The sequence below is a fragment of the Lacrimispora sp. genome (assembly GCF_036758025.1).
Taxonomy (GTDB): Bacteria; Bacillota; Clostridia; order Lachnospirales; family Lachnospiraceae; genus Lacrimispora.
In genome coordinates, this window is sequence record NZ_DAIOXM010000003.1 from 219485 (window position 1) to 241123 (window position 21639).

The following is a 21639-nucleotide window of genomic DNA, read 5'->3' on the forward strand; positions in this document are numbered from 1 at the left end:
TTCTTATCCTTTCCACTGTGCAACTGTTTCAAGCATATAGGAAAATGACGTTGCACCCGGATCCTGATGTCCCAGTCCACGTTCTCCTACATAGCTGGCCCGTCCTTTGGTGGCGATCAGATCCTTTGTATGGTTCGTGCCGGCCCAGGCAGCCTGCACACCCGCCTCCAGCATATCCTTAGCCGGGGCTCCGGCAGCGTCAGCTTCCTCCATAGCTTTCAGTGCCGGAAGCATGGCATCCAGCATGGTCGCCTCTCCCAAGACTGCCTTGCCACGCTGCATCACACCATCGGAGGCCGCCTTCATCATCTCCAGGAAATCTTTCTGATCCATTTCGTTTTTTCCCGCCAAAGCCATACCGGCCTTCATATAAGCCGAACCGTAAAGCGGACCGGATGCCCCCCCAACAGTGGAGACCAGGGTCATCCCCACTGTTTTTAAGATCGTTCCGATGTCTTTTCCGGCCAGCTCCGGAAGCTTCTTTTCAACCGCTTCAAAGCCGCGGGCCAGATTAATACCGTGATCGCTGTCCCCAATGGGCTGGTCCAACGCTGTCAGCTCCTCTTTGTGCTCCACCATGCAGTGCCCGATTGCTTTGATAATCTCGATTACTTTATTGCTGTCTGCCATGCTGCATCACCTCTCCGTATATATTATCTCCATGCCGGTGTATCGGCCGGGGCGTCTAAAAGCTCCTTTAGCTGATCATCCAGACGGAGCAGTGAAATGGAAAAGCCCTGCATCTCGATGGAAGTCATATATTCTCCCACAAAGGTTTTATACACATGGATATTCTTCTCTTTCAGGACGTCTGCAACATGGTTATTGATAATAAACAGTTCCATAAGCGGTGTTGCTCCGGCCCCGTTGATCATCACTGCCACTTCGCTGCCGGTGTAATCAATATCAGCAAGAATTTGTTCTAAAAGGAGATCCACAATCTCATCTGCCGGTTTCAGCCCTTCCCGGTGAGTTCCCGGCTCTCCATGGATACCGATGCCGATCTCCATCTCATCCTCTGCCAGTTCAAATCCGGGTTTTCCCGCTGCCGGCACTGTACACGGTTCAATGGCTGCACCCATGGTACGGACCTGGTCAATTACCTTCTGTGCTACGGCCTGTACTTCGCTGAGGGAAGCGCCCTGTTCAGCCATGGCACCGGCAATTTTATGTACAAAAACAGTACCGGCTACACCCCGGCGTCCAACCGTATACAGGCTGTCCTTGACAGCCACATCGTCGTTGGTTACCACGTATGCAACCTGAATGCCTTCCATCTCCGCCATCTCGGCAGCCATCTCGAAGTTCATGACGTCGCCGGTATAATTCTTAACTACCATCAGCACTCCGGCATCTGTGGCGATTGCCTTGATACCTTCATAAATCTGATCGGGAGTGGGAGAGGTAAAGACTGCTCCGGCAACTGCTCCATCCAGCATACCCTGGCCCACAAAACCGCCGTGAGCCGGTTCGTGACCGCTGCCGCCGCCGCTGATTAAGGCAACCTTACCATTCTTTTTATGGGCCCGCACTACCACATTGCCGCAATCCAGTTTCTTCAAATATTGAGGATATGCCTTTACCATTCCCAAAATCATCTGTTCCTCAACCAGTGCCGCATCATTGATGAATTTTTTCATTGTGAAACCCCCTTTTTATAATTTCCTGATATACGTTTCAGAGACTTCTATCATAAGAAGTCTCTGAATGTTAGCGTCTTTTTACTTTTTTTCTTCTTTTTCTTCCTTTTCTTCTTCCTCATCCAGGCAGTTCATATCATTCAGCCCGCATGTTGTATCGTCATCTTCTCCCAGACAGTTCATGTCAGTCAATCCGCAGGTGTTCACTTCGTCTTCGCCGACACAGTTCATGTCATTCAGCCCGCAGGTTGTGTCTTCATCCTCCGTCACACCGTTCATATTGGTGATATCCAGCTGTTTTTTCTCCATGCATTGTCCTCCTTTCTTGGTTTCCCGATTCAACTTAGTTTCATTCATTTTACCAGATGCCATGACCGGTGGTTTGCGGTGCCGGATTTATTTGCCGCCGAAATTCACACAGAAGCCAGTTGTATCTTATTGCCAGGGAATTGCACCATACAGAAGCACTGCTGCAATTGCTCCGATAACGGGACCGATAATAACAACCGGTGCATAACCCCAGTTGGAATCACCCTTACCCTTGATAGGCAGAACTGCATGAGCCAGACGGGGTCCTAAGTCACGGGCTGGATTGATGGCATAACCGGTCAGACCGCCCAGAGACATACCGATGGATACGATAATTCCAAAGACCAGAAGATTGCTCACTCCGGGAGGAACTGCGCCTGCCTGAGCAAGGCCCTTAATGGCAAATGTCAGGACAAATGTTCCGATAGCTTCACTTAAAATATTGCGGCCCATGTTGGGAATGGAAGGTCCGGTTGAGAATACGCCCAGCTTTGTGCCTGCGGACTCTGTCGCGTCGAACTGATCCTTAAACAAGATGTAAACCAGGCATGCGCCTAAAAATGCACCTGCAAACTGTGCGATGACATAACCGGGAACCAGGCTCCAGGCAAGGCTTCCATCCACTGCCAAAGCGATGGTCAGTGCCGGATTAAAATGTGCTCCTGAGGAAGCTCCGAATATAAACGCCGGAAGCATAACCGCAAGACCCCAGGCAAAGGTGATCTGAATAGAGCCTGCCCCTTTCATACCCGATTTATTCAAAGTTACATTGGCAACAACTCCGTCACCTAACAATATAAGCAAACAAGTTCCAATAAATTCAGCAATATAAACTAACATAGTAGTAGTCCCCTCTTTTTATTATTGGTTTATGTGAAACATTCTCGTTGCAGCAATCAGTCTTCTTTAGCCCATCCGTAAGAATATTTAACTGCTTTGTTCCAGCCGCGGACCATGTCTGTTCTCTGTTCTTCTTCAATCTCCGGATGGAACTGTCTGTCGATAGCCCAGTTTTTGATTACATCTTCCTTGGTAGCCCAGTAACCAACTGCCAGACCTGCCAGATAAGCAGCGCCCATGGCGGTTGTCTCCACACACTGAGGACGGTGAACCGGGGCATTGATAATATCGGCCTGGGTCTGCATCAGATAGTTGTTGGCACTTGCGCCGCCATCGACTTTAAGAGCAGCCAGTTCAATTCCGGAATCCGCTCTCATAGCCTGCAGGACGTCGTTAACCTGATAGCACAGTGAATCCAGGGTGGCGCGGATAATATGATATTTGTTGATACCACGGGTCAGTCCCACAATGGTTCCACGTGCATACTGATCCCAGTGAGGTGCTCCCAGACCGGTAAATGCAGGTACTACATAACAGCCGTTGGTGTCTTTTACTCTCGTTGCCATATATTCGGAATCAGGTGAGGAGTCAATGATTCTTAACTCGTCACGAAGCCACTGAATGGCCGCACCGGCTACGAATATGGAGCCTTCCAGAGCATAGTTAACTTTGCCGTCCAGACCCCAGGCGATGGTAGTAACCAGTCCGTTCTTTGAGAAGACAGGCTTTTCTCCGGTATTCATCAGCATGAAGCAGCCTGTTCCATATGTATTTTTTGCCTCACCCGCTTCGAAACAGGTCTGGCCGAACAATGCCGCCTGCTGATCTCCTGCAGCGCCGCCGATGGGAATCGGGCCGCCCAGGAACTGGGGATCGGTCTCTCCGTATACACAGCTTGACGGTTTGGCTTCCGGAAGCAAGGATTTTGGAATATTGAGTTCTGCCAGTATTTCCTCGTCCCATTCCAGAGTATTAATATTAAACAGCATAGTACGGGAAGCGTTGGAGTAATCAGTCACATGGACAGCCCCTTTGGTCAGCTTCCAGATCAGCCATGTCTCCACGGTACCAAACAGAAGCTCTCCTCTTTCGGCCCGCTCCCTGGCACCTGGTACCTCATCCAGAATCCATTTCAGCTTGGTTCCGGAAAAATATGCGTCGATGACCAGTCCGGTTTTTTCGCGGAACGTATCAACCAATCCCTTTTCTTTTAAAGAGTCACAATATTCGGAGGTTCTCCGGCATTGCCATACGATTGCGTGATAAACCGGCTCACCGGTCTCTTTATCCCATACAATTGTAGTTTCGCGTTGGTTTGTAATACCGATTGCTGCGATATCTTCAGCCGCTGCACCGATCTTAGACATTGCCTCTACTGCAACACCGAGCTGGCTGGACCAAATTTCATTGGCGTCATGCTCAACCCAGCCGGGTTTCGGAAAATACTGTGTAAATTCCTTCTGAGCCACACTGCACATCTCACCCTTTTCATTGAAGAGAATACAGCGATTACTTGTTGTCCCCGCATCCAATGCCATTACATACTTTGCCATAAAAGACCTCCTTAATAATTTGGTTGTTGTTTGTCTCTATTGTACTAACTGTCCTCTGCAAAAAGAACAGTTTAGCTACCTTATTTATTGCCGTTAAAGCTTCCACACATCCTGGTTTGTAGACGATACGGAGATGGCTCCCGCCAGCAGTGCAGCCATCACATCTTCCTTCTCGGAAATCAGACCGCCGGCAATCACCGGAACCTTCACCAGTCGGCTGACACGGCGGATTATCTTAGGCATCAGCCCCGGCAGAATTTCAATCATATCCGGGCGTACCATATTTACCTGTTTTTCAACATTTTCAAATGCCATGGAATCCAGAATAAAAACTCTCAGCATTGTGTACAGCGACAGCTCCTTGGCACGTTTAATCATCGAAGGCTTAGTAGAGATGATCCCGTACACTTCTGTGTTATTCTTGATAAAATCCACAGCAATCTCCTTGCTGCTAAGACCCGTAATCAGATCAATATGTACCATTACAACCTTTCCTGCCTGATTGATCCTTTTTACAATGGAACCTATATTGCAGATATCACCAAACAGGACAAAAACTACTTTTACATCCTCAGCTTCGCAGCAGGCCTTTAAGCCCTCCATATCCTTGACGGCTGCGATCACCGGGCTCGCCTCAATTAGGTCGTATAATTTCTGATCCATGGAATCTCCCTTTCCTGAATTGAATACAATGCACCCCTCTAAGAAAAAAAGAGCATGGAATATAACCAACATTTCTGTTGTTATCCCATGCTCTCAATCGTCTCTGCACAATGTATTAACCTTATTACAATATAGCACATTGCACACATATTTTCAATAGCTTGAATTTATTTGTTGTGATTTGTACATATTGTTGACAAGTTTATTGATAAAAATTGTTGAGTTTTCACAATTATGGGTAAATTTCTCATCTGTAATTAGTTAATATTTTAACAGATTAACGATTTCCTCAATGGTTTTACTGCCCATATGGATATCATGGTCATTGGTGATGATCATGGGCACCCTCGAGATATTGAATTTTTCCACCAGCTCCGGATAAAGGGCCGCATCAATCATCTCGGCCTCAATGCCCGGGTTTAAAATGGCGATTTGCTGACACGCCGTTACCACCGAAGGGCAGTGGTGGCATGACAGGGATACACAGATCTTGATATTGGCCGTTTTCTTCAGTTTGCCAATGCTTTTTTTTACCTTTTCCGGTACGTCCCGACAGCCTCCCGACAGATTCAGGACAGCAAGAATAAAGGAGTTTATCTCCTTACCTCCGGGCACCCCATGAAAGGCTATTCGCTGGTATCTGCCGTTTTTGTAAAATCCGGTCACCGGCAGATAAGCCGTATCCAGCTCAGGAGCTTGAGCCGCAGCCTCCGCCGGGGTGTAGAGTTCCACACTCAGCTTTTCTCCCAGCTCCGAAATAACATGCAAAAATGAAGCCATTTCAGAATCCTTTTCCTGTTTTGTGTCAACCACGGCCTTCAGCACCACTGGTTCCGGCATCCTGGAAAAAATGCCAGTGAGCTGCTCTTTTAATGCTTCATCAATCAGGCTGCTGGTCTTAGGTATTCCTGATAAATCAATCATTTGAAATCCTCCTGTCCGGTTTCTCTTACGGCAAATTTTTTCTTGGATGATTTACGGGAAACTCCGGTTCTTCCCCGTTTAAAACCCTCCAGATATCTTTGGCCGCATACAATTCCATATTCTCCAGCGCCTGAACCGTATTGGCGGCACAGTGGGGAGAGATAATAATATTTTCATATCGGAACAGCGGGCTGTCAACAGGAAGGGGCTCCTGCTCAAACACATCAAGCCCTGCTCCGCTGATTTTCTTTTCTTCTATTGCATTAATCAAATCCTCTTCCCTGATAATTCCTCCCCGTGAAACATTGATGATGTAAGCAGAAGGCTTCATCAGATCAAACTGTTCTTTGGAAACCATATATCTGGTTTTTTCTGTCAGAGGCACGTGGAGGGAGATAAAATCTGCTGTTTGATAAATCTCCTTCTCGTCAGATGCAAGCCGGATGCCGTCAGGCAGCTGTTCTTTGGTCAAGCTGGGCGAATAGACGAGAACCTTCATCCCAAATCCATGGACAGCCTTCTCTGCAACCCGCCGGCCAATGTTTCCGAAGCCGATAATTCCCAGAGTCATTCCCTGAAGCTCTAAATTAAACACATCTGCCCTGATGGAGAAGCTGCCTGTCCGGGCTGCCTTTGACATGATTTCATGATTTTTGGCGCAGGCCAGCAGGAGAAATAAGGTGTGCTCCGCCACAGCATTGGAGTTGGCGGTTCCCGCATTGGTGACCTGAATTCCGACCTGTTCCGCATACAAAGTGTCCACATGCTCATATCCGGCGCTGAAATTGGCGATGATCTTGCAGTTTCTGCACCGGTCCAGAACCTCCTGATCGTATCTGATTTTGGACTTTCCCCCTGGCAAAATGGCATCACAATCCTCCAAACGGGGATCGTCAGGGGAAGAGGGGGCTCCGATGATGACCTCGCAGCCTTTTTCCAGAAGATATTCCACCCCGGTGTTGGAAATGGTTTTAGGTATTAATACTTTGTACATCTCTTCCTCCCTTCGGGTTTATTTTAGTTTTCCGGATAAATAAGATTCTTATCATCGATTCCGTACAGAACCTGATCCAGGTATCTTCCGGCCATATATTTTGCCATCCCCAGGTTCATATCCAGATAATTGCCGCAGTCTCTTGGAGCAGCACCGGGAACCTCTCCTTCAAAATCCCGGATGAATTCATACATTTCTGTGACCAGGGAAACGATGTCCCTGGAGCTGTAATCTCCGGACAAGAGAAGGTAAAAGCCGGTACGGCAGCCCATGGGGCCGAAGTAGAGGATTTTAGAACCAAAGGTTTCATGGTTTCTTAAGAAAGTAGCTCCTAAATGCTCTATGGTGTGAAGCTCTCCCGTATTGATGACCGGTTCAAAATTAGGACGGGTCATTCGCAGGTCAAAGGTGGTGATCACAGCATCTCCGGCCTGGTCCTTGCGGGAAACGTAGATGCCGGGAAGCAGTTCTAAGTGGTTTATGGTAAAGCTTGTGATTTTCTCCATAGGAATCGTATCCTTTCTGTTGTATCATGTCAGCCTGAAGTTTCAATGTCATATAGAAATTATAATAAAAAATCTGCGTTCCTGCAATAGGCAAAAAGAACGACCCTCGGTTCATGGCCCGGTAAGATTCATTCATGAAATCCCCTGCCCGCTTCATACCATAGTAGGAGAAATGGGAAGGAGCGTCAGTATGGAAGAATGGTTTCGTTTATCAGAGGAAGAGGTCCTGAGACGGCTGGAGGCAGGCCAGAACGGGCTGAATTCTGAGGAAATCTTAAGGCGCAGGAAAATCTATGGACCCAATATGTTAAAAAGGGTGGAACGGAAAAGCGCTTTTGAAGTGTTTTTAGACCAGTTTAAAGATCTGTTGGTCATTATTTTAATTATAGCGGCGGTCATTTCCATGATCTCCGGTGATGTGGAAAGTACAGGAGTTATATTTGCAGTGCTTCTGTTAAATGCAATTTTAGGAACCGTCCAGCATCAGAAGGCGGAAAAGTCCTTAGACAGCCTGATGGCCCTGTCAGCTCCCATTGCAAAGGTAATCCGGGAGGGAAAAAAGCAGGAGGTTTTATCGGCTGAAATCGTACCGGGAGATATTTTGCTGCTGGAGGCCGGAGATATGGTTGCGGCTGACGGCAGACTTTTGGAAAATCACTCTCTCCTGGTCAATGAAAGCTCCTTAACCGGAGAATCGGTTCCGGTGGAGAAGAAGACGGGAAGATTAAGAGGGGAAAAGGTGCCTTTGGCGGAACAGACCAATATGGTGTTTTCCGGTTCCCTGGTCGCCTCAGGCAGAGCCGTGGCAGTGGTGTCAGGAACCGGGATGGATACGGAAATAGGCCGGATTGCCGCCCTGATGAACGATACGGGAGAGAAAAAGACTCCCCTTGAAGTGAGTCTGGACCAGTTTGGCAGCAGGCTGGCGGCCGCAATTCTCATTATCTGCGCCGGAGTCTTTGGATTAAGCCTTTACCGCAGGATGCCCATTCTGGACTCTTTGATGTTTGCAGTAGCCCTTGCCGTAGCCGCCATACCGGAGGCATTGAGTTCCATTGTCACCATTGTGCAGGCCATGGGAACCCAGAAGATGGTCCGGGAAAATGCCATTATAAAGGACTTGAAGGCAGTGGAAAGCCTTGGATGCGTTTCTGTTATCTGTTCCGACAAAACGGGAACCCTGACCCAGAACCGGATGACAGTCCAGCAGGTTTATGCCAATAACCGCCTTTACGTGCCGGAGCTTTTAAATACTGAAATTTCCGTACATAAATATTTGCTGTATGATGCTGTGTTAAACAATGACTCTGTCTATGGAGAGGGGAAGCTGCTGGGAGATCCTACAGAAGCGGCTTTGATCCAGATGGCGGAGAGAACGGGTCTGCAAGAGGAAGAGGTTAAGTCCTGGTATCCCAGAATCGGAGAGATTCCCTTTGATTCGAGGCGAAAGCTGATGAGTACCCTCCACCGGATTGAAGGAAAACGGATTCTCTTTACCAAGGGGGCAGTCGATGTTCTCCTTCCCCGAATCACTGAGATCTGGACCTGGGACGGGGTCAGGTCCATAACAGAGAGTGACCGACGGGCCATGACAGAGCAGAATCTGGACTTTTCCAAACAGGGCCTTCGGGTCCTCACCTTTGTCTGCCGGGAAATGGGAGAACAGGAAGAGCTGACGGAAAAGTCAGAGGACGGATACATCTTTCTGGGCATGGCAGCCATGATGGACCCTCCCCGCCCGGAAACGAGAAATGCAGTTTTAAGCGCCCGCAGGGCAGGAATCCGTCCCGTCATGATCACAGGGGATCACAAGGTGACGGCTGCAGCTATTGCAGAAAAAATTGGGATTTTAGACATGAACGGAACCGCAGTCAGCGGGCCGGAGCTTGACGATATGACGGAAGAAGAACTGGATAGAAGACTGGAGAGCATCAGCGTCTACGCAAGAGTTTCCCCGGAACATAAAATCCGCATTGTCCGGGCCTGGCAGAAGAAGGGCAGCATCGTAGCCATGACAGGAGACGGAGTCAATGATGCCCCTGCCTTAAAGCAGGCTGATATCGGCGTTGCCATGGGAAAGATGGGAACCGAGGTATCAAAGGATGCTTCTGCCATGATCCTCATGGATGACAACTTTGCAACCATCATAAAAGCGGTTGCCAACGGGCGCAATGTTTACCGGAATATCCGCAATGCCATCAAGTTCCTTTTGTCGGGAAATATGGCGGGAATCCTCTGCGTTGTGTATACCTCTTTTTTGGCTCTTCCCACCCCTTTTGTTCCGGTGCATCTGCTGTTTATCAATCTGCTGACAGACTCCCTTCCTGCCATTGCCATTGGCATGGAACAGGCGGAAGCAGACCTTTTGGCCCACCCTCCGAGAAATCCAAAGGAGGGAATATTGACAAAGAGATTTGTCATTCAGATTCTTTTGCAGGGGACTTTCATTGCCTTTTGTACCATGGCGGCCTACCACACAGGACTGGTCACGGGAAGCGAACAGGCTGCCAGCACCATGGCATTTTCTACCCTGACTCTGGCAAGACTTTTTCACGGTTTTAACTGCCGAAGCAGCCATTCCATATTAAAGATCGGGCTCAGGAGCAATTTATGGACCATTATGGCCTTTGAGGCAGGTGCGGTATTATTGGCAGCAGTGCTGTTTGTGCCCGGGCTTCATGCATTTTTTTATGTGGCCGACTTAACAGCCAGACAGTTTCTCACCATCTTCATATTTGCCGTTCTTCCTACTCTTGGGATTCAGTCATTTAAGACCATACGGGAAAGCCTTCATTAATAAACAGGACACCTTCTTTTGGTACGTGAGAAGGTGTCCTGTTTGTATATTATTTTTAAAATTTGCATTTAAAATGCTTTTCCAACTGCTCCTGGGCATTGCGAAGGGCTTCTTCCGGTGCGGATACGCTGCTGTAGGTATCTTTAACGGCCATTCCCAGAATATTTAAAAACTTTCTTTCGTCAAAGGGCAGTCCTGCGTGTTGGGGAATACGGTTTCCCTTGGTCAATGGAAAACATTTTTTGGACAGGCTCATCCAGGGAAAGTTATTCATGACCTCGTAATTTTCATAAGTCTTCCTGCAAGGAGAAGTGCTGCCTAAAAGGGAAGCCGCCGAGGAAATGGGCTCGCTGCACATCCACCGGATAAAGGAAAGAGCATTTTCCGGCTGGGAGGAGTATTTTGATACCCCAAGACTGCCTCCCCCAATAACCGGGTTGGCTCCCGGCATCATGGTGTAGCCGATATTTCCCACCACATTGGAGGTATTGTCCAGGAAGGGGCCGGCATAATTGCTGTAGAGAATGGACATGGCAAAGTTTCCTGAGGCAAAGCTTTTGGCCGTATCAGTCCACCAGCCGCAGTAATCCGGCTGAGTATACCGCTTCAGTTCTGTCAGCTCCTTTAAGGATTGGAGGGAAACTTCTGAATCCAGACGGATTTCCCCGTTGCTGTCATATAAATTTTCCTGATGGCTGAAAAGTCTTGCAAGATATTCAGAACCTGCCACTCCCGTAGATCCCATGGTGACCGTAGCCCCGTATTCCACCGGAGAAGAGGGATTGATTTCCCTGGTGAAAAATGCTGCAATCCGGTTAAACTCATCAAAGGTTCTGGGAGGCACCAGCTCGGTGCGGAACTGTTCAAAATACATCCTTTTATAAATGGGGCTTTCAAACAAATCCTTTCTATAATAAAGAATCTGAACGCTGGGAGTGGAGGGCAGGGCGTAAATCTTATCATGGACTCTGGCATAGCGCTCCGGAGTACCTTCCAAAAAGTCGTCAAAACTGTTTTCAATATCCGGATCAATATCTGTCAGAGGCATCAATAGCTTCTGGGCAAACCAGGAAAGCCAGGTCACATCCAGACGGAGAACATCATAATTGGAGGAAGCATTCAGCATGTTAAATGCTTCATAAATCTCATCATAGGAAAAAATGCAGATATTCACGTCAATACCGCTTTTTTTCGTATACAGGTGGGAAAAGCTTTTCATAATATAAGCTTCCGGGCTGTCCAGAGTGATGACGTTTAAGGTCTTAGGCTCTTTAGGCACGATGATATTGGAATACCAGTTCCGAAAGCCGCTGCTTTCCAAAAGACGCTGTCCAAAGCCTTCCCTTTCTTCTCCGGTCTTTTTAATGAGGGCTTCAGCTGCAACCTTGCCAAGCTGGCGGTAATTCATCTCGTACTTGGTAAAATCATTTTCAGGCATGGTGAATACAGGGGAAACCGTATAAATATCCAGTCCTTCCCTGATATCGTAAAAGGAGCAGCAGATGTCCTTCACACTTTCCGCAAAGCCGTAATTGGAAATAAAAAAAGCCTGAGGCATGGAATCTCCTGATATCTGCATGATATTTTGATATTTTCGGAAGGGGTCTGTCTGAATATGGGTCACCTGACAGCCGGTTTTGTCCGCAGCCTCCATAAATCCCCGGTAAAAGTCGGCTTCATTGGAAAAACAGAGATTCCCTGTCAAAAGGCATACGCTGGTATAGCCGTGGTCCGAAGCTCTGCGCCCCATCCGTTTTCCTGCCTCTTCATAATTGAAGCCGATAAAGTCTCCGCCAAAGGAGGGCTTGTGTTCAATGAAAACCATATCGGAGACATCCAAATCTTTTTTATAAATACTGGATTCGTGGGGGGTACCCGCTGCCACGGAAATGCAGGCAATTCCTTTTGCCTGAAGGGTTTTGGCCTCGATTAAGGCCTCTTCTTCGCTTAAGGGTGTATTTTCATGGGTCAGATGCCGGGTCACTGTAAACCCATGGCTCTGGGCGTAATTTTTAAAACCGGAATAAAAGTCCTGGTACTGCTTGGCTGAAGAATCCGGCATAATAACTGCAAGAGAATCGTTAAAACCCTTACGCAGCAGGGCGGCCCGTTCATTGTGCACATATCCCAGCTGGTGAACTGCATTCATAACGCGTCTGATTTTTTCACTGCTGACATTGCCTTTTCCGTTTAGAACGTTGGAAACAGTCCCCTGGGCAACCCCTGCCAGCTTTGCGATATCCTTAATTGTAGCCATAGTATCCTCCTGTATTTCTACTCCTTACTATACCATACACCCAAAAAAACAACAATCTTAAAAATAATATTGAACATCATTCAATTATTAATTGTTTGTTAAAAAGAGTAAATTGTGCAATGTGTTTTATTTGGTTTAAATATTAACATGGTTTGCATGCACTTTATACATAAAAATATTGAAATATAATTGACACGTTTCAATTGTAATGATATAATTTACTCACCATAAAGTGAAAATAAAAAAAGGAGGAAACAAATGAAAAAGAAGTCAGTAATAGCAGCAGCACTTTGTCTTGCCCTTTCCGCTTCCATGTTAAGCGGATGCGGGAACAGTGGAAACAGCGGAAATACTGCCGGGGGAACTTCTGCTGCCGGCGGGGCCGCAGGTTCCCAGAGCGCCGAGTCAAAGGAAGGAAGCGGCGACAGCCTTCATCTCACATTTTATTACCCGGTTCAGGTAGGAGGTTCGGCAGCAGCACTGATTGAGCAGATCTGTAAGGACTTTAATGCAGAAAATCCTGATATCGTGGTGGAGCCGGTTTATACCGGAAACTACGACGATACGGTCACCAAAATCCAGACTGCCGTTCAGGGAGGAACTCCCCCGGATGTATTCGTAAGCCTGGCAACCCAGCGCTTTACCATGGCATCTACCGGCATGGCTATGCCTCTCGATGACCTGATCGCCTCCAGCGAAGATGGAAAGGAATACATCGGAGATTTCTTAGAGGGCTTTATGGAAGACTCTTATGTAGATGGACAGACTTATTCCATTCCCTTCCAGAGAAGTACCATGGTTCTCTTCTACAACAAGGATGCCTTTAAAGAAGTTGGACTTGATCCGGAAAAACCACCCACAACCTGGGAGGAAGTGGTGGAATACGGAAAGAAGCTGACCAATGACAACCGTTACGGTGTAGGCCTGGCCTTAAACTCCGGCTCTGCCCAGTGGGGATTCACAGGCTTTGCCCTTCAAAACAGTGCAAACGGTGAAAACCTTGCGACAGAAGACGGAAAAGCCGTTCTCTTTGACACCCCTGAAAATGAAGAAGCCCTTCAGTTCTGGCTGGACCTTCAGAACAAGCATAAGATCATGGCTCCCGGCATCGTACAGTGGACAGACCTTCCCACTCAGTTCCTGGCAGGAGAAGTGGCTATGATTTACCACACCACCGGAAACATGGCAAACATCAGCAAGAACGCAGAATTTGAATTCGGAACAGCATTCCTTCCGGGACACAAGAGAACAGCAGCCCCTACAGGCGGCGGAAACTTCTATATTTCAAACGGCATTTCTGAGGACAGAGTTGACGCTGCATGGAAATTCATCCGTTTTGCAACAGAGACAGAAAGAGCAGCTCAGTGGTCCTTGGACACCGGTTATGTAGCTACCAGAAAGTCCTGCTATGAAACAGACCTGTTAAAGAATTATTATGAAGAGCTTCCCCAGGCCAAAGTGGCTTACGAGCAGATTCCATATTCAAAACCAGAGCTTACCACTTACAATGCGGCTGAAATCTGGAGAATCTTAAATGACAACATCCAGGCAGCAGTGGTAGGAGATGCGACTCCTAAGGAAGCATTAGAAGCCGCCCAGGAACAGGCAACAGAAGTTCTGGCAGAATATCAGTAACTTATAGCAGCCGGAGCCGCTGCAGATCAATGGTGACGCAGCGGCTCCCTGTTTATCCAGGGACATGCCCTGACGGAGGAGAATATGAAAGTACAAACAAAAAAGCAGCGGGAGCTGAAGCATAATCTTTTGGCATGGCTCCTGGTTGCCCCCTCTCTGTTTTTTATGCTTATTTTTACCGTTTATCCTGTTTTCAGAAGCATTTATTTAAGCCTGACAAAGTACAAGCTGGGAATGAAGGGACCGGAATTTATTGGGTTGGAAAATTACGCCAGCCTGGTTAATTCGGCTCTTTTTTGGAAGGTCATGGGCAATACCTTGTTTTTCGCCCTTATTACCATTATCCCCAGCATGGTGGTGGGACTTTTTCTGGCAGTGGTCGTAAACAGAAAAAGCCGTATGACCGGATTTGTACGCACAGCTTATTTTTATCCGGTTATCATGCCTATGATTGCCATTGCAAGCATTTGGATGTTTATTTATATGGCAAAAAACGGATTGTTCGATCAGATGCTGGGGACCTTGGGCTTTAAGCCTGCCAATGTGCTGTCCAGCAAAAAGACGGTTCTTCCTGCCATGGCATTTATGTATGTGTGGAAGGAGGCCGGTTATCTGATGGTATTTTTCTTATCCGGCATTCAGAGCATTTCCACTGAGGTGAACGAGGCCGCCAGAATTGACGGGGCCGGGCCCTGGACGATTTTCAGGAAAATTACCTTTCCTCTTCTGGCTCCCACCCTTTTATTTGTGTCCACCATCGCCTTAACCAACAGCTTTAAGCTGGTGGATCACGTGGTGATCATGACCGAGGGAGCCCCTAATAATGCTTCTACACTGCTTCTGTATTACATTTACCAGCAGGGCTTTACCAACTTTAATTATGGAATATCGGCTGCCCTGACAACGGTCATGCTGGTTCTTCTCATGATTGTTGCCCTTCCCAGGTTCTTGAGCCAGGATAAAAAAATACATTACAACTAAAGGAGGACGGGAATATGACGAAAAAAATGACCAGCTCTCCGATTACCGCATTTGCAGTTCTCCTGGGGCTTTTATGGCTGATTCCCCTGATCTGGATGATTGGGACCGCATTTTCCGTTCCTTCTTTTCATATGACCTTGTTTCCTTCTACAGCCTTTACTTTGGATAACATCGTCTATGTCTGGAATGCGATTCCTTTCGGAACTTATTATTTAAACACCCTCATACTGGTGTGCTGTACCTTTGCCGTGCAGTTTTTTACTTCTACTCTTGCGGCCTATGCTCTGGGAGTTATGGATTTTAAAGGTTCGTCCATTGTATTTGCCGTGATCTTCATGCAGATTATCATTCCCAATGACGTGCTCATTACCCCTAATTTTATGCTCTTGTCAGAGTTAAAGCTGGTGGACACCAAAGTGGGTATGATGCTTCCCTTCTATGGAAGTGCTTTGGCAATCTTCCTTTTAAGGCAGCATTTTAAATCCATTCCAAAGGCCCTTGCCGAGGCGGCCAGAATTGACGGTGCTACCATCTGGCAGACCATTTGGAGGGTGTACATGCCATGTGCAAAGCCGGCCTATCTTTCCTTTGCGGTTATATCGGTCAGCTACCACTGGAATAACTATTTATGGCCCCTGATTGTGACTAATTCACCTCAGAACCGAACCCTGACCGTAGGTCTGGCGATTTTTGCAAAGTCCAAGGAGGCCAATATGCAGTGGGCAAATGTCTGTGCGGCTGCATTTATTATCATCATACCTTTGCTTACAACTTTCTTCGTTGCCCAGAAACAATTTATGAGCAGCTTTGTAAGCGCAGGAATTAAAGAATAGACGGGAGGTTGTACCAATGAAGTTGAATTTTATAGGAAAGGGCAGCGCTTTCTATCCCGTTTACGGCAATACCGGTGCATATATTCTGGAAGGCAAGGAACTGTATCTGCTGGACTGCGGAGAACTGGCCTTTGATTTTCTTTATGAGCATGTGGATTTGGAACAGGTAGAACGAGTGTATGTGATTCTTACCCATCTCCATGCAGATCATGTGGGAAGTCTGGGAACCCTTATTTCTTATTTTTATTTTCACCAGGGCATACAGGTTCATGTGGTTCATCCGGAACATACGGTTATAGAACTGCTTTCCTTAATGGGAATTGATCAAAATGGGTATTGCTACTTAAAACTGCTTCCTGAAAACAGCGCAGGCATTGAGGCCCGGCCTGTGGAGGTGAAGCATGCGGGTAATATGAGGTGTTACGGATATCTGCTTTCAGACGGTGAGGAAAGGGTTTATTACAGCGGAGATTCTTCTGAGATTCCGGAAGAAATATTAACAGCCTTCCTGACAGATGAGATTGACCGTGTTTATCAGGATACCTCAACTCATGATGAGCCTAATCCATCCCATTGCTTTTATGGGAAGCTGGAGGTAAGTATTCCGGTTCAAAAGAGAAATCAGGTATACTGCATGCATCTGGATAGTCCTTGTGAGGATTTATTGAGGGAGAAGGGATTTCAGGTTGTGGAGGTCTATAGTGGAGGGTAATCGCCATGTTTCAAAGAAAATCCAGAGAAACCATTTTCAATAGCCCATGGATCGAACTGTTTTTAGATGATGTGGAAGACAATCATAATCATCCTCTGAAATACAATGTAGTTCATTTTAAAAATGAATCCGTTGTTGCGGTTGTAAAGAAAGGAAACTGCTTTCTAATGGTTGATGCCTACCGCTACCCCATTGAAAAAGTACAGACCGAGTTCCCGGCAGGAAGCATAGAAGACGGGGAATCAGCGGAAAAAGCTGCAAAGAGAGAAGTTTTGGAAGAAACGGGAATTGAAATATCCTGTAACGGCATTTCCTACTCTTTTTACCCTTCTAACGGAATAACAGACCAAAAGATACACGTTATATTTGCAGAATATGAAAAGGGTCAGCTTACCTCCCAGGATGAAATCCTCACATGCTATTGGATGGAAGAAGATAAGCTCATAGAAAAGGTTCTGGCAGGAGAAATTACAGACGCTCTCACCCTGGCGGCATTGCTTTATTACAAGTTGGTTAAAGGTGCCTGAAATCTTGACAGACTCTATATACCATGGTACTATAAGGCAAATGAAAAACAGATGGCCTGAGAGATGACAGAGCCGGGGATGAGCGAGGGGGCTGCGTTCATTTCTAAGGCTCTTTCTTTATACTTTGGCAAGTGTTTAACATACTATAAAAAGATCAAGGGAAGTTGACTGGAGGGGAAGGAAATTGGAAGTAACAGACGCATTATTTGGGACATTTACCACGTCATATCTTTTGGCTCAGCTGGAGTACATGCTGCGGATCGTCACAGCCGGATTTTTAGGCTTTCTGATCGGCCATGAGAGGAAGAACCAGAACAAACCGGCAGGTGTGCGGACTCACGCCATTGTTGCCCTGGGTTCAGCCCTCATCATGGTAGTTTCAAAGTATGGATTTTCAGATATGGCGGTACAATCAGATGGAACCAGAATAGCGGCTCAGGTGGTCAGCGGAGTGGGCTTTCTGGGAGCAGGCGTTATATTTGTGAGGAATAATCTTGTAAACGGCCTGACCACTGCTGCCGGAGTATGGGCCACCGCAGGAGTGGGCCTGGCTTTGGGAGCGGGGCAGTATATTGTAGGAATTATGACTTCTGTCCTGATCATTGGCATACAGATGATGACCCACAAGATAACATACTTTTCCCAGGCTGCATATTCCGGCTGCTTGAATATTACCGTAGCGGAGGACCCGAGCGCAATCAACCGTATGGAGGATTTCCTAAAGGATGAAAACCATGTGGAAATCGTTTCTATAAGAACGGAAAAAACCAAAAGCGGCAAGATCCGAATGCAGTTTGAGGTCATTTATCCGTCAGGTTTTGACAAAGGAATGCTTTTGACCCGGCTGGCAGAGCTGGAAGATGTTATGGAAGTCAGTGAATAGGCTTAATATGGGAAATGAAGGGGAAAGAAATTTCTTGACAATTCCATGCGGATTGTGCTAGCATTAACTTAGCTAAATAAAAGCCTTTGAGATGAAAGAGTAAGGGTGATATTGCGGAGAAATTCGCATATTTCCTTTGCTCTTTTTTTATTTGCGCATAATAAACCGGAGAACATGGTTTTGTATTTAACTGGCAAAACTGCGCAACAGCAGAAACTATATGGAGGAGAAGAACATGAAGGAATTGTATTACGATGCGGCAATCATTGGAGGGGGCGTCATCGGATGTGCAGTTGCAAGGGAGCTGTCACGATATGACCTTAAGACTTGTGTCCTGGAACGGGAGGAGGATGTCTGCTCCGGCACATCAAAGGCCAACAGTGCCATTGTTCATGCAGGCCACGATGCGACCCTGGGAACATGGAAGGCGAGATTCAATGTGGAAGGAAACCTTATGATGGGAAAGCTGGCAGAGGAGCTGGATTTTTCGTTCATCCAAAACGGTTCTCTTGTTCTCTGTTTTTCAGAGGATGACATGCCTAACTTGAAAAAACTCCTTGAAAAAGGGGTAAAAAATGGAGTGGAAGGCCTGTCCATTCTTTCCGGAGATGAAGTCCGGGCCATGGAGCCTAATGTGTCCGATCAGGTTGTGGCGGCCCTTTATGCACCCACCGGGGGAATTGTATGTCCCTTTGGACTTACCCTTGCCTTGGCGGAAAATGCCTGCGACAACGGAGTGGAATTCCTGTTTCAAACCGAAGTAATGGAAATTATAAAGACCTCAAATGGCTATGATTTAAAGACAAAGGATAGTATTATCCACGCTTCCTATGTGGTTAATGCGGCAGGAGTCTATGCCGATGTGCTGCACAATATGGTAAGCGAAAAGAAAATTCATATAACCCCCAGAAAAGGCGATTACCTGCTCCTTGATAAGGAGGCAGGCACCCATGTGACCCGCACCATTTTCCAGCTTCCGGGCAAAATGGGAAAGGGTGTTCTGGTCACCCCTACGGTTCACGGCAACCTGCTCACCGGTCCTACGGCAACCGATGTAAAGGATAAGGAAATCACAAGGACAGATGCCGAAGAATTAGCTGATGTCATGGAAAAAGCGGCCTGGGGAGTGAAGAATATTCCCTTCCGTCAGATCATCACCTCCTTTTCCGGCCTCCGGGCCCATGAGGATGGAGATGACTTCATCGTGAGAGAAGCAGAAGATGCCGAAGGATTTTTTGACGCCGCAGGAATTGAGTCCCCCGGTCTCACAAGTGCTCCAGCCATAGGCGTGTACCTTGCAGAGCTTGTTGCCCAAAAGGCCAATGCTCCAAAGAAAGAGAATTTTAAAGCAACCCGGAGCGGAATCGTTGATCCCCGTAAGCTGTCATGGGAGGAACGGGCAGAGCTTATTAAGAAGAATCCCCAGTACGGAACCATCATCTGCCGCTGTGAGGAAGTCAGTGAAGGCGAAATCGTGGATTCCATCAACCGCACCTTAGGAGCTGTTTCCTTAGACGGAATCAAGCGCCGGGTCCGTGCAGGCATGGGAAGGTGTCAGGCAGGCTTTTGTGGACCTAAGACCATGGAAATTCTGGCGAGGGAAACAGACAGAGAAATCGAAGATATCTGCAAGAACAGGCCCGGTTCCAGCATGTTAACCGGACGTAAACAGGGAGGAGCACACCATGACAGAGCATGACATTGTAATAATCGGTGGAGGACCGGCAGGCCTTGCCGCAGCGGTGGCTGCAAAAAAGGCGGGAATTACAGATATAATGATCCTGGAACGGGATGAAATGCTGGGCGGAATTTTAAACCAGTGCATTCATAACGGCTTTGGCCTCCATACCTTTAAAGAAGAGCTTACCGGACCGGAGTATGCGTCCCGTTATATTGATATGGTGGAAGCGGAACAGATTCCCTACCGGCTAAACACCATGGTTCTGGATATTAATGAAAATAAAGAAGTGACGGCCATAAGCAGGGAAGAGGGCCTGACTACCATAAAAGCCAAGGCAATCGTATTAGCCATGGGATGCAGGGAACGGCCCAGAGGAGCCTTGAACATACCGGGATACCGCCCCGCAGGAATATATTCCGCAGGAACGGCCCAGAAGCTGATGAACATGGATGGGTTTGCTGTGGGAAAAGAAGTTGTTATTTTAGGCTCCGGCGACATCGGCCTTATTATGGCCAGGAGAATGACTCTGGAAGGGGCCAAGGTAAAGGTGGTTGCAGAGTTGATGCCCTATTCCGGCGGCTTAAAGAGAAATATTGTCCAGTGCCTGGATGATTACGGAATTCCCTTAAAGCTGAGCCATACGGTAGTGGATATTGAGGGAAAAGACCGTTTGACCGGAGTCACTCTGGCCCAGGTGGACGAAAACCGCAGGCCCATAAAAGGCACCGAAGAGTTCTATAGCTGCGACACCCTTCTTCTCTCCGTAGGTCTGATTCCGGAAAATGAGCTTTCCAGAAATGCAGGGGTAAACATGAATCCTGTCACTTCAGGGCCCATGGTAGGGGATAGGCTGGAAACCAGCGCAGAAGGCATATTTGCCTGCGGCAATGTGCTTCACGTTCACGACCTGGTGGATTACGTGTCTGAGGAGGCCGCCATGGCAGGAACCAATGCGGCAGCCTATGTAAAAGCCAATGCAGTTGAAAATCCTTCTCATACCGTGGAATTAAAGGCTGAAAACGGAGTCCGCTACACCGTTCCCCAGACCATTGATACGTCTAATATGGCGGATCAGGTGACGGTGCGTTTCCGGGTTGCAGACGTATATAAAGACCGTTACATCAGCGTCTATTATGACGATGTAAGGGTATCCCATAAGAAAAAACGAGTGCTGGCGCCCGGAGAGATGGAGCAGGTGGTCTTGAAAAAAGACAGCTTTTCAGAATATCCGGACCTTAAAAGAATCCTTATCTGTACGGAGGTGGAATAAATGGAAGTAAGAGAAATGACCTGTATCCGCTGTCCCCTGGGATGTTTCCTCACTGTGTCCATAGAAGGGGACCAGATCGAGGTGACGGGACATTCCTGTAACCGGGGCGTTGAATACGGAAAAAAAGAGGTGTTAAGCCCTACCAGAATGGTGACCTCCTCGGTTCCTGTAACCGGAGGCAGTATGGAGATGGTATCCGTAAAAACCGCCCAGGATATTCCCAAGGATAAGATATTTGCCTGTATGGAGGAAATCAGAAAGGTGACTGTTTGTGCACCTGTTTCCATAGGAGATGTGATCATTCCGGACTGCGCCGGAACCGGCATTTCCATTGTTGCAACCAGAAATGTAAAAAAAGCATAGAAAAGACTGAAACAGCCCCCCAGTTTGAAGCCCTTTGGAATTTTGCCCAAAGGCCCTAAAACTGGGGGCTGTGTCATATAAGTGGGAAATAAATGCTTTATTTTGCACGGAAATGGCATACTTCGTAAAATTTGCCTTGACGGTGGGGGAAAGGATTGATAAAGTAGAACCATATCCCTGTCATGGGATGAATGACGCTGAAGCTGGCGTCTATAAAACCCTGTTTGGTGGATGCAATCTCTGCCACAAAGGAAGAGTTATGGTTCATGTA

20 protein-coding genes are annotated in these 21639 nt (G+C 47.3%); 10 read left to right on the plus strand and 10 right to left on the minus strand.

Translation table 11 applies throughout. The features are described 5' to 3' along the window. Positions 1-3: 3 nt before the first annotated feature. The 9 genes from dhaL to V7M78_RS04965 form a co-directional block, all read right to left on the minus strand. The gene (gene dhaL, locus V7M78_RS04925) at positions 4-630 is read right to left on the minus strand and encodes a dihydroxyacetone kinase subunit DhaL (RefSeq protein ID WP_333647016.1); all 627 of its coding nucleotides are present in this window, start codon (positions 628-630) and stop codon (positions 4-6) included. A 23-nt stretch (positions 631-653) separates the two neighbouring features. Beyond that, positions 654-1640 carry a dihydroxyacetone kinase subunit DhaK gene (dhaK, locus tag V7M78_RS04930; RefSeq protein ID WP_333647018.1) on the minus strand — a complete coding sequence of 329 codons (987 nt, stop codon included), beginning with the start codon at positions 1638-1640 and terminating at the stop codon, positions 654-656. An 81-nt stretch (positions 1641-1721) separates the two neighbouring features. Continuing rightward, positions 1722-1949 carry a hypothetical protein gene (locus tag V7M78_RS04935; protein ID WP_333647020.1) on the minus strand — a complete coding sequence of 76 codons (228 nt, stop codon included), beginning with the start codon at positions 1947-1949 and terminating at the stop codon, positions 1722-1724. 126 nt (positions 1950-2075) lie between these two features. Continuing rightward, on the minus strand, positions 2076-2789 hold the full coding sequence (locus V7M78_RS04940) for an MIP/aquaporin family protein (protein ID WP_333647022.1): 714 nt from the start codon (positions 2787-2789) through the stop codon (positions 2076-2078). A 56-nt stretch (positions 2790-2845) separates the two neighbouring features. Then, positions 2846-4342 (minus strand): glycerol kinase GlpK, encoded by a 1497-nt coding sequence (gene glpK / locus V7M78_RS04945; RefSeq protein ID WP_333647024.1) that lies wholly within the window; start codon positions 4340-4342, stop codon positions 2846-2848. Positions 4343-4435: 93 nt separating this feature from the next. After that, positions 4436-5005: a glycerol-3-phosphate responsive antiterminator gene (locus V7M78_RS04950; protein WP_333647026.1), complete on the minus strand. Its 570-nt coding sequence runs from the start codon at positions 5003-5005 to the stop codon at positions 4436-4438. A gap of 261 nt (positions 5006-5266) precedes the next feature. Next, entirely contained in the window at positions 5267-5929 is a 663-nt protein-coding gene (locus V7M78_RS04955; RefSeq protein ID WP_333647028.1) for a thioredoxin family protein, read from the minus strand. A gap of 25 nt (positions 5930-5954) precedes the next feature. Then, positions 5955-6923, minus strand: a complete 969-nt coding sequence (locus V7M78_RS04960) for a hydroxyacid dehydrogenase (protein WP_333647030.1) — start codon at positions 6921-6923, stop codon at positions 5955-5957. A 23-nt stretch (positions 6924-6946) separates the two neighbouring features. Continuing rightward, entirely contained in the window at positions 6947-7429 is a 483-nt protein-coding gene (locus V7M78_RS04965) for an S-ribosylhomocysteine lyase (RefSeq protein ID WP_333647032.1), read from the minus strand. Positions 7430-7619: 190 nt separating this feature from the next. Between V7M78_RS04965 and V7M78_RS04970 the strand changes: the two genes are divergently transcribed. Then, positions 7620-10226 (plus strand): cation-translocating P-type ATPase, encoded by a 2607-nt coding sequence (locus V7M78_RS04970; protein ID WP_333647034.1) that lies wholly within the window; start codon positions 7620-7622, stop codon positions 10224-10226. 55 nt (positions 10227-10281) lie between these two features. Here the strand turns inward: V7M78_RS04970 and V7M78_RS04975 are convergent, their stop codons facing one another. Then, positions 10282-12483, minus strand: a complete 2202-nt coding sequence (locus tag V7M78_RS04975; protein WP_333647036.1) for an extracellular solute-binding protein — start codon at positions 12481-12483, stop codon at positions 10282-10284. Positions 12484-12741: 258 nt separating this feature from the next. On the opposite strand from V7M78_RS04975, the gene V7M78_RS04980 reads away from it, so the two are divergent. The 9 genes from V7M78_RS04980 to V7M78_RS05020 all read left to right on the plus strand — a co-directional run bounded on the left by V7M78_RS04980 (position 12742) and on the right by V7M78_RS05020 (position 21368). Continuing rightward, the gene (locus V7M78_RS04980; protein WP_333647038.1) at positions 12742-14118 is read left to right on the plus strand and encodes an ABC transporter substrate-binding protein; all 1377 of its coding nucleotides are present in this window, start codon (positions 12742-12744) and stop codon (positions 14116-14118) included. A gap of 84 nt (positions 14119-14202) precedes the next feature. Continuing rightward, positions 14203-15099, plus strand: coding sequence for a carbohydrate ABC transporter permease (locus tag V7M78_RS04985; RefSeq protein WP_333647040.1), 897 nt, complete (start codon positions 14203-14205; stop codon positions 15097-15099). A 14-nt stretch (positions 15100-15113) separates the two neighbouring features. Beyond that, positions 15114-15932 (plus strand): carbohydrate ABC transporter permease, encoded by an 819-nt coding sequence (locus tag V7M78_RS04990; protein ID WP_333647042.1) that lies wholly within the window; start codon positions 15114-15116, stop codon positions 15930-15932. Between the two features lie 16 nt (positions 15933-15948). Then, positions 15949-16644, plus strand: coding sequence for an MBL fold metallo-hydrolase (locus tag V7M78_RS04995; protein WP_333647044.1), 696 nt, complete (start codon positions 15949-15951; stop codon positions 16642-16644). A gap of 5 nt (positions 16645-16649) precedes the next feature. Next, positions 16650-17171, plus strand: a complete 522-nt coding sequence (locus tag V7M78_RS05000; protein ID WP_333647046.1) for an NUDIX hydrolase — start codon at positions 16650-16652, stop codon at positions 17169-17171. Positions 17172-17355: 184 nt separating this feature from the next. Continuing rightward, a complete protein-coding gene (locus V7M78_RS05005; protein ID WP_333647048.1) occupies positions 17356-18054 on the plus strand; it encodes an MgtC/SapB family protein in 699 nt (232 codons plus the stop codon). Positions 18055-18289: 235 nt separating this feature from the next. Further along, positions 18290-19753 carry an NAD(P)/FAD-dependent oxidoreductase gene (locus V7M78_RS05010; protein WP_333647050.1) on the plus strand — a complete coding sequence of 488 codons (1464 nt, stop codon included), beginning with the start codon at positions 18290-18292 and terminating at the stop codon, positions 19751-19753. Beyond that, entirely contained in the window at positions 19740-21005 is a 1266-nt protein-coding gene (locus V7M78_RS05015; RefSeq protein ID WP_333647052.1) for an NAD(P)/FAD-dependent oxidoreductase, read from the plus strand. The genes V7M78_RS05010 and V7M78_RS05015 overlap by 14 nt, the downstream gene beginning before the upstream one ends. Beyond that, positions 21006-21368, plus strand: coding sequence for a DUF1667 domain-containing protein (locus V7M78_RS05020; protein WP_333647054.1), 363 nt, complete (start codon positions 21006-21008; stop codon positions 21366-21368). It abuts the gene before it with no gap. Positions 21369-21639 lie beyond the last annotated feature (271 nt).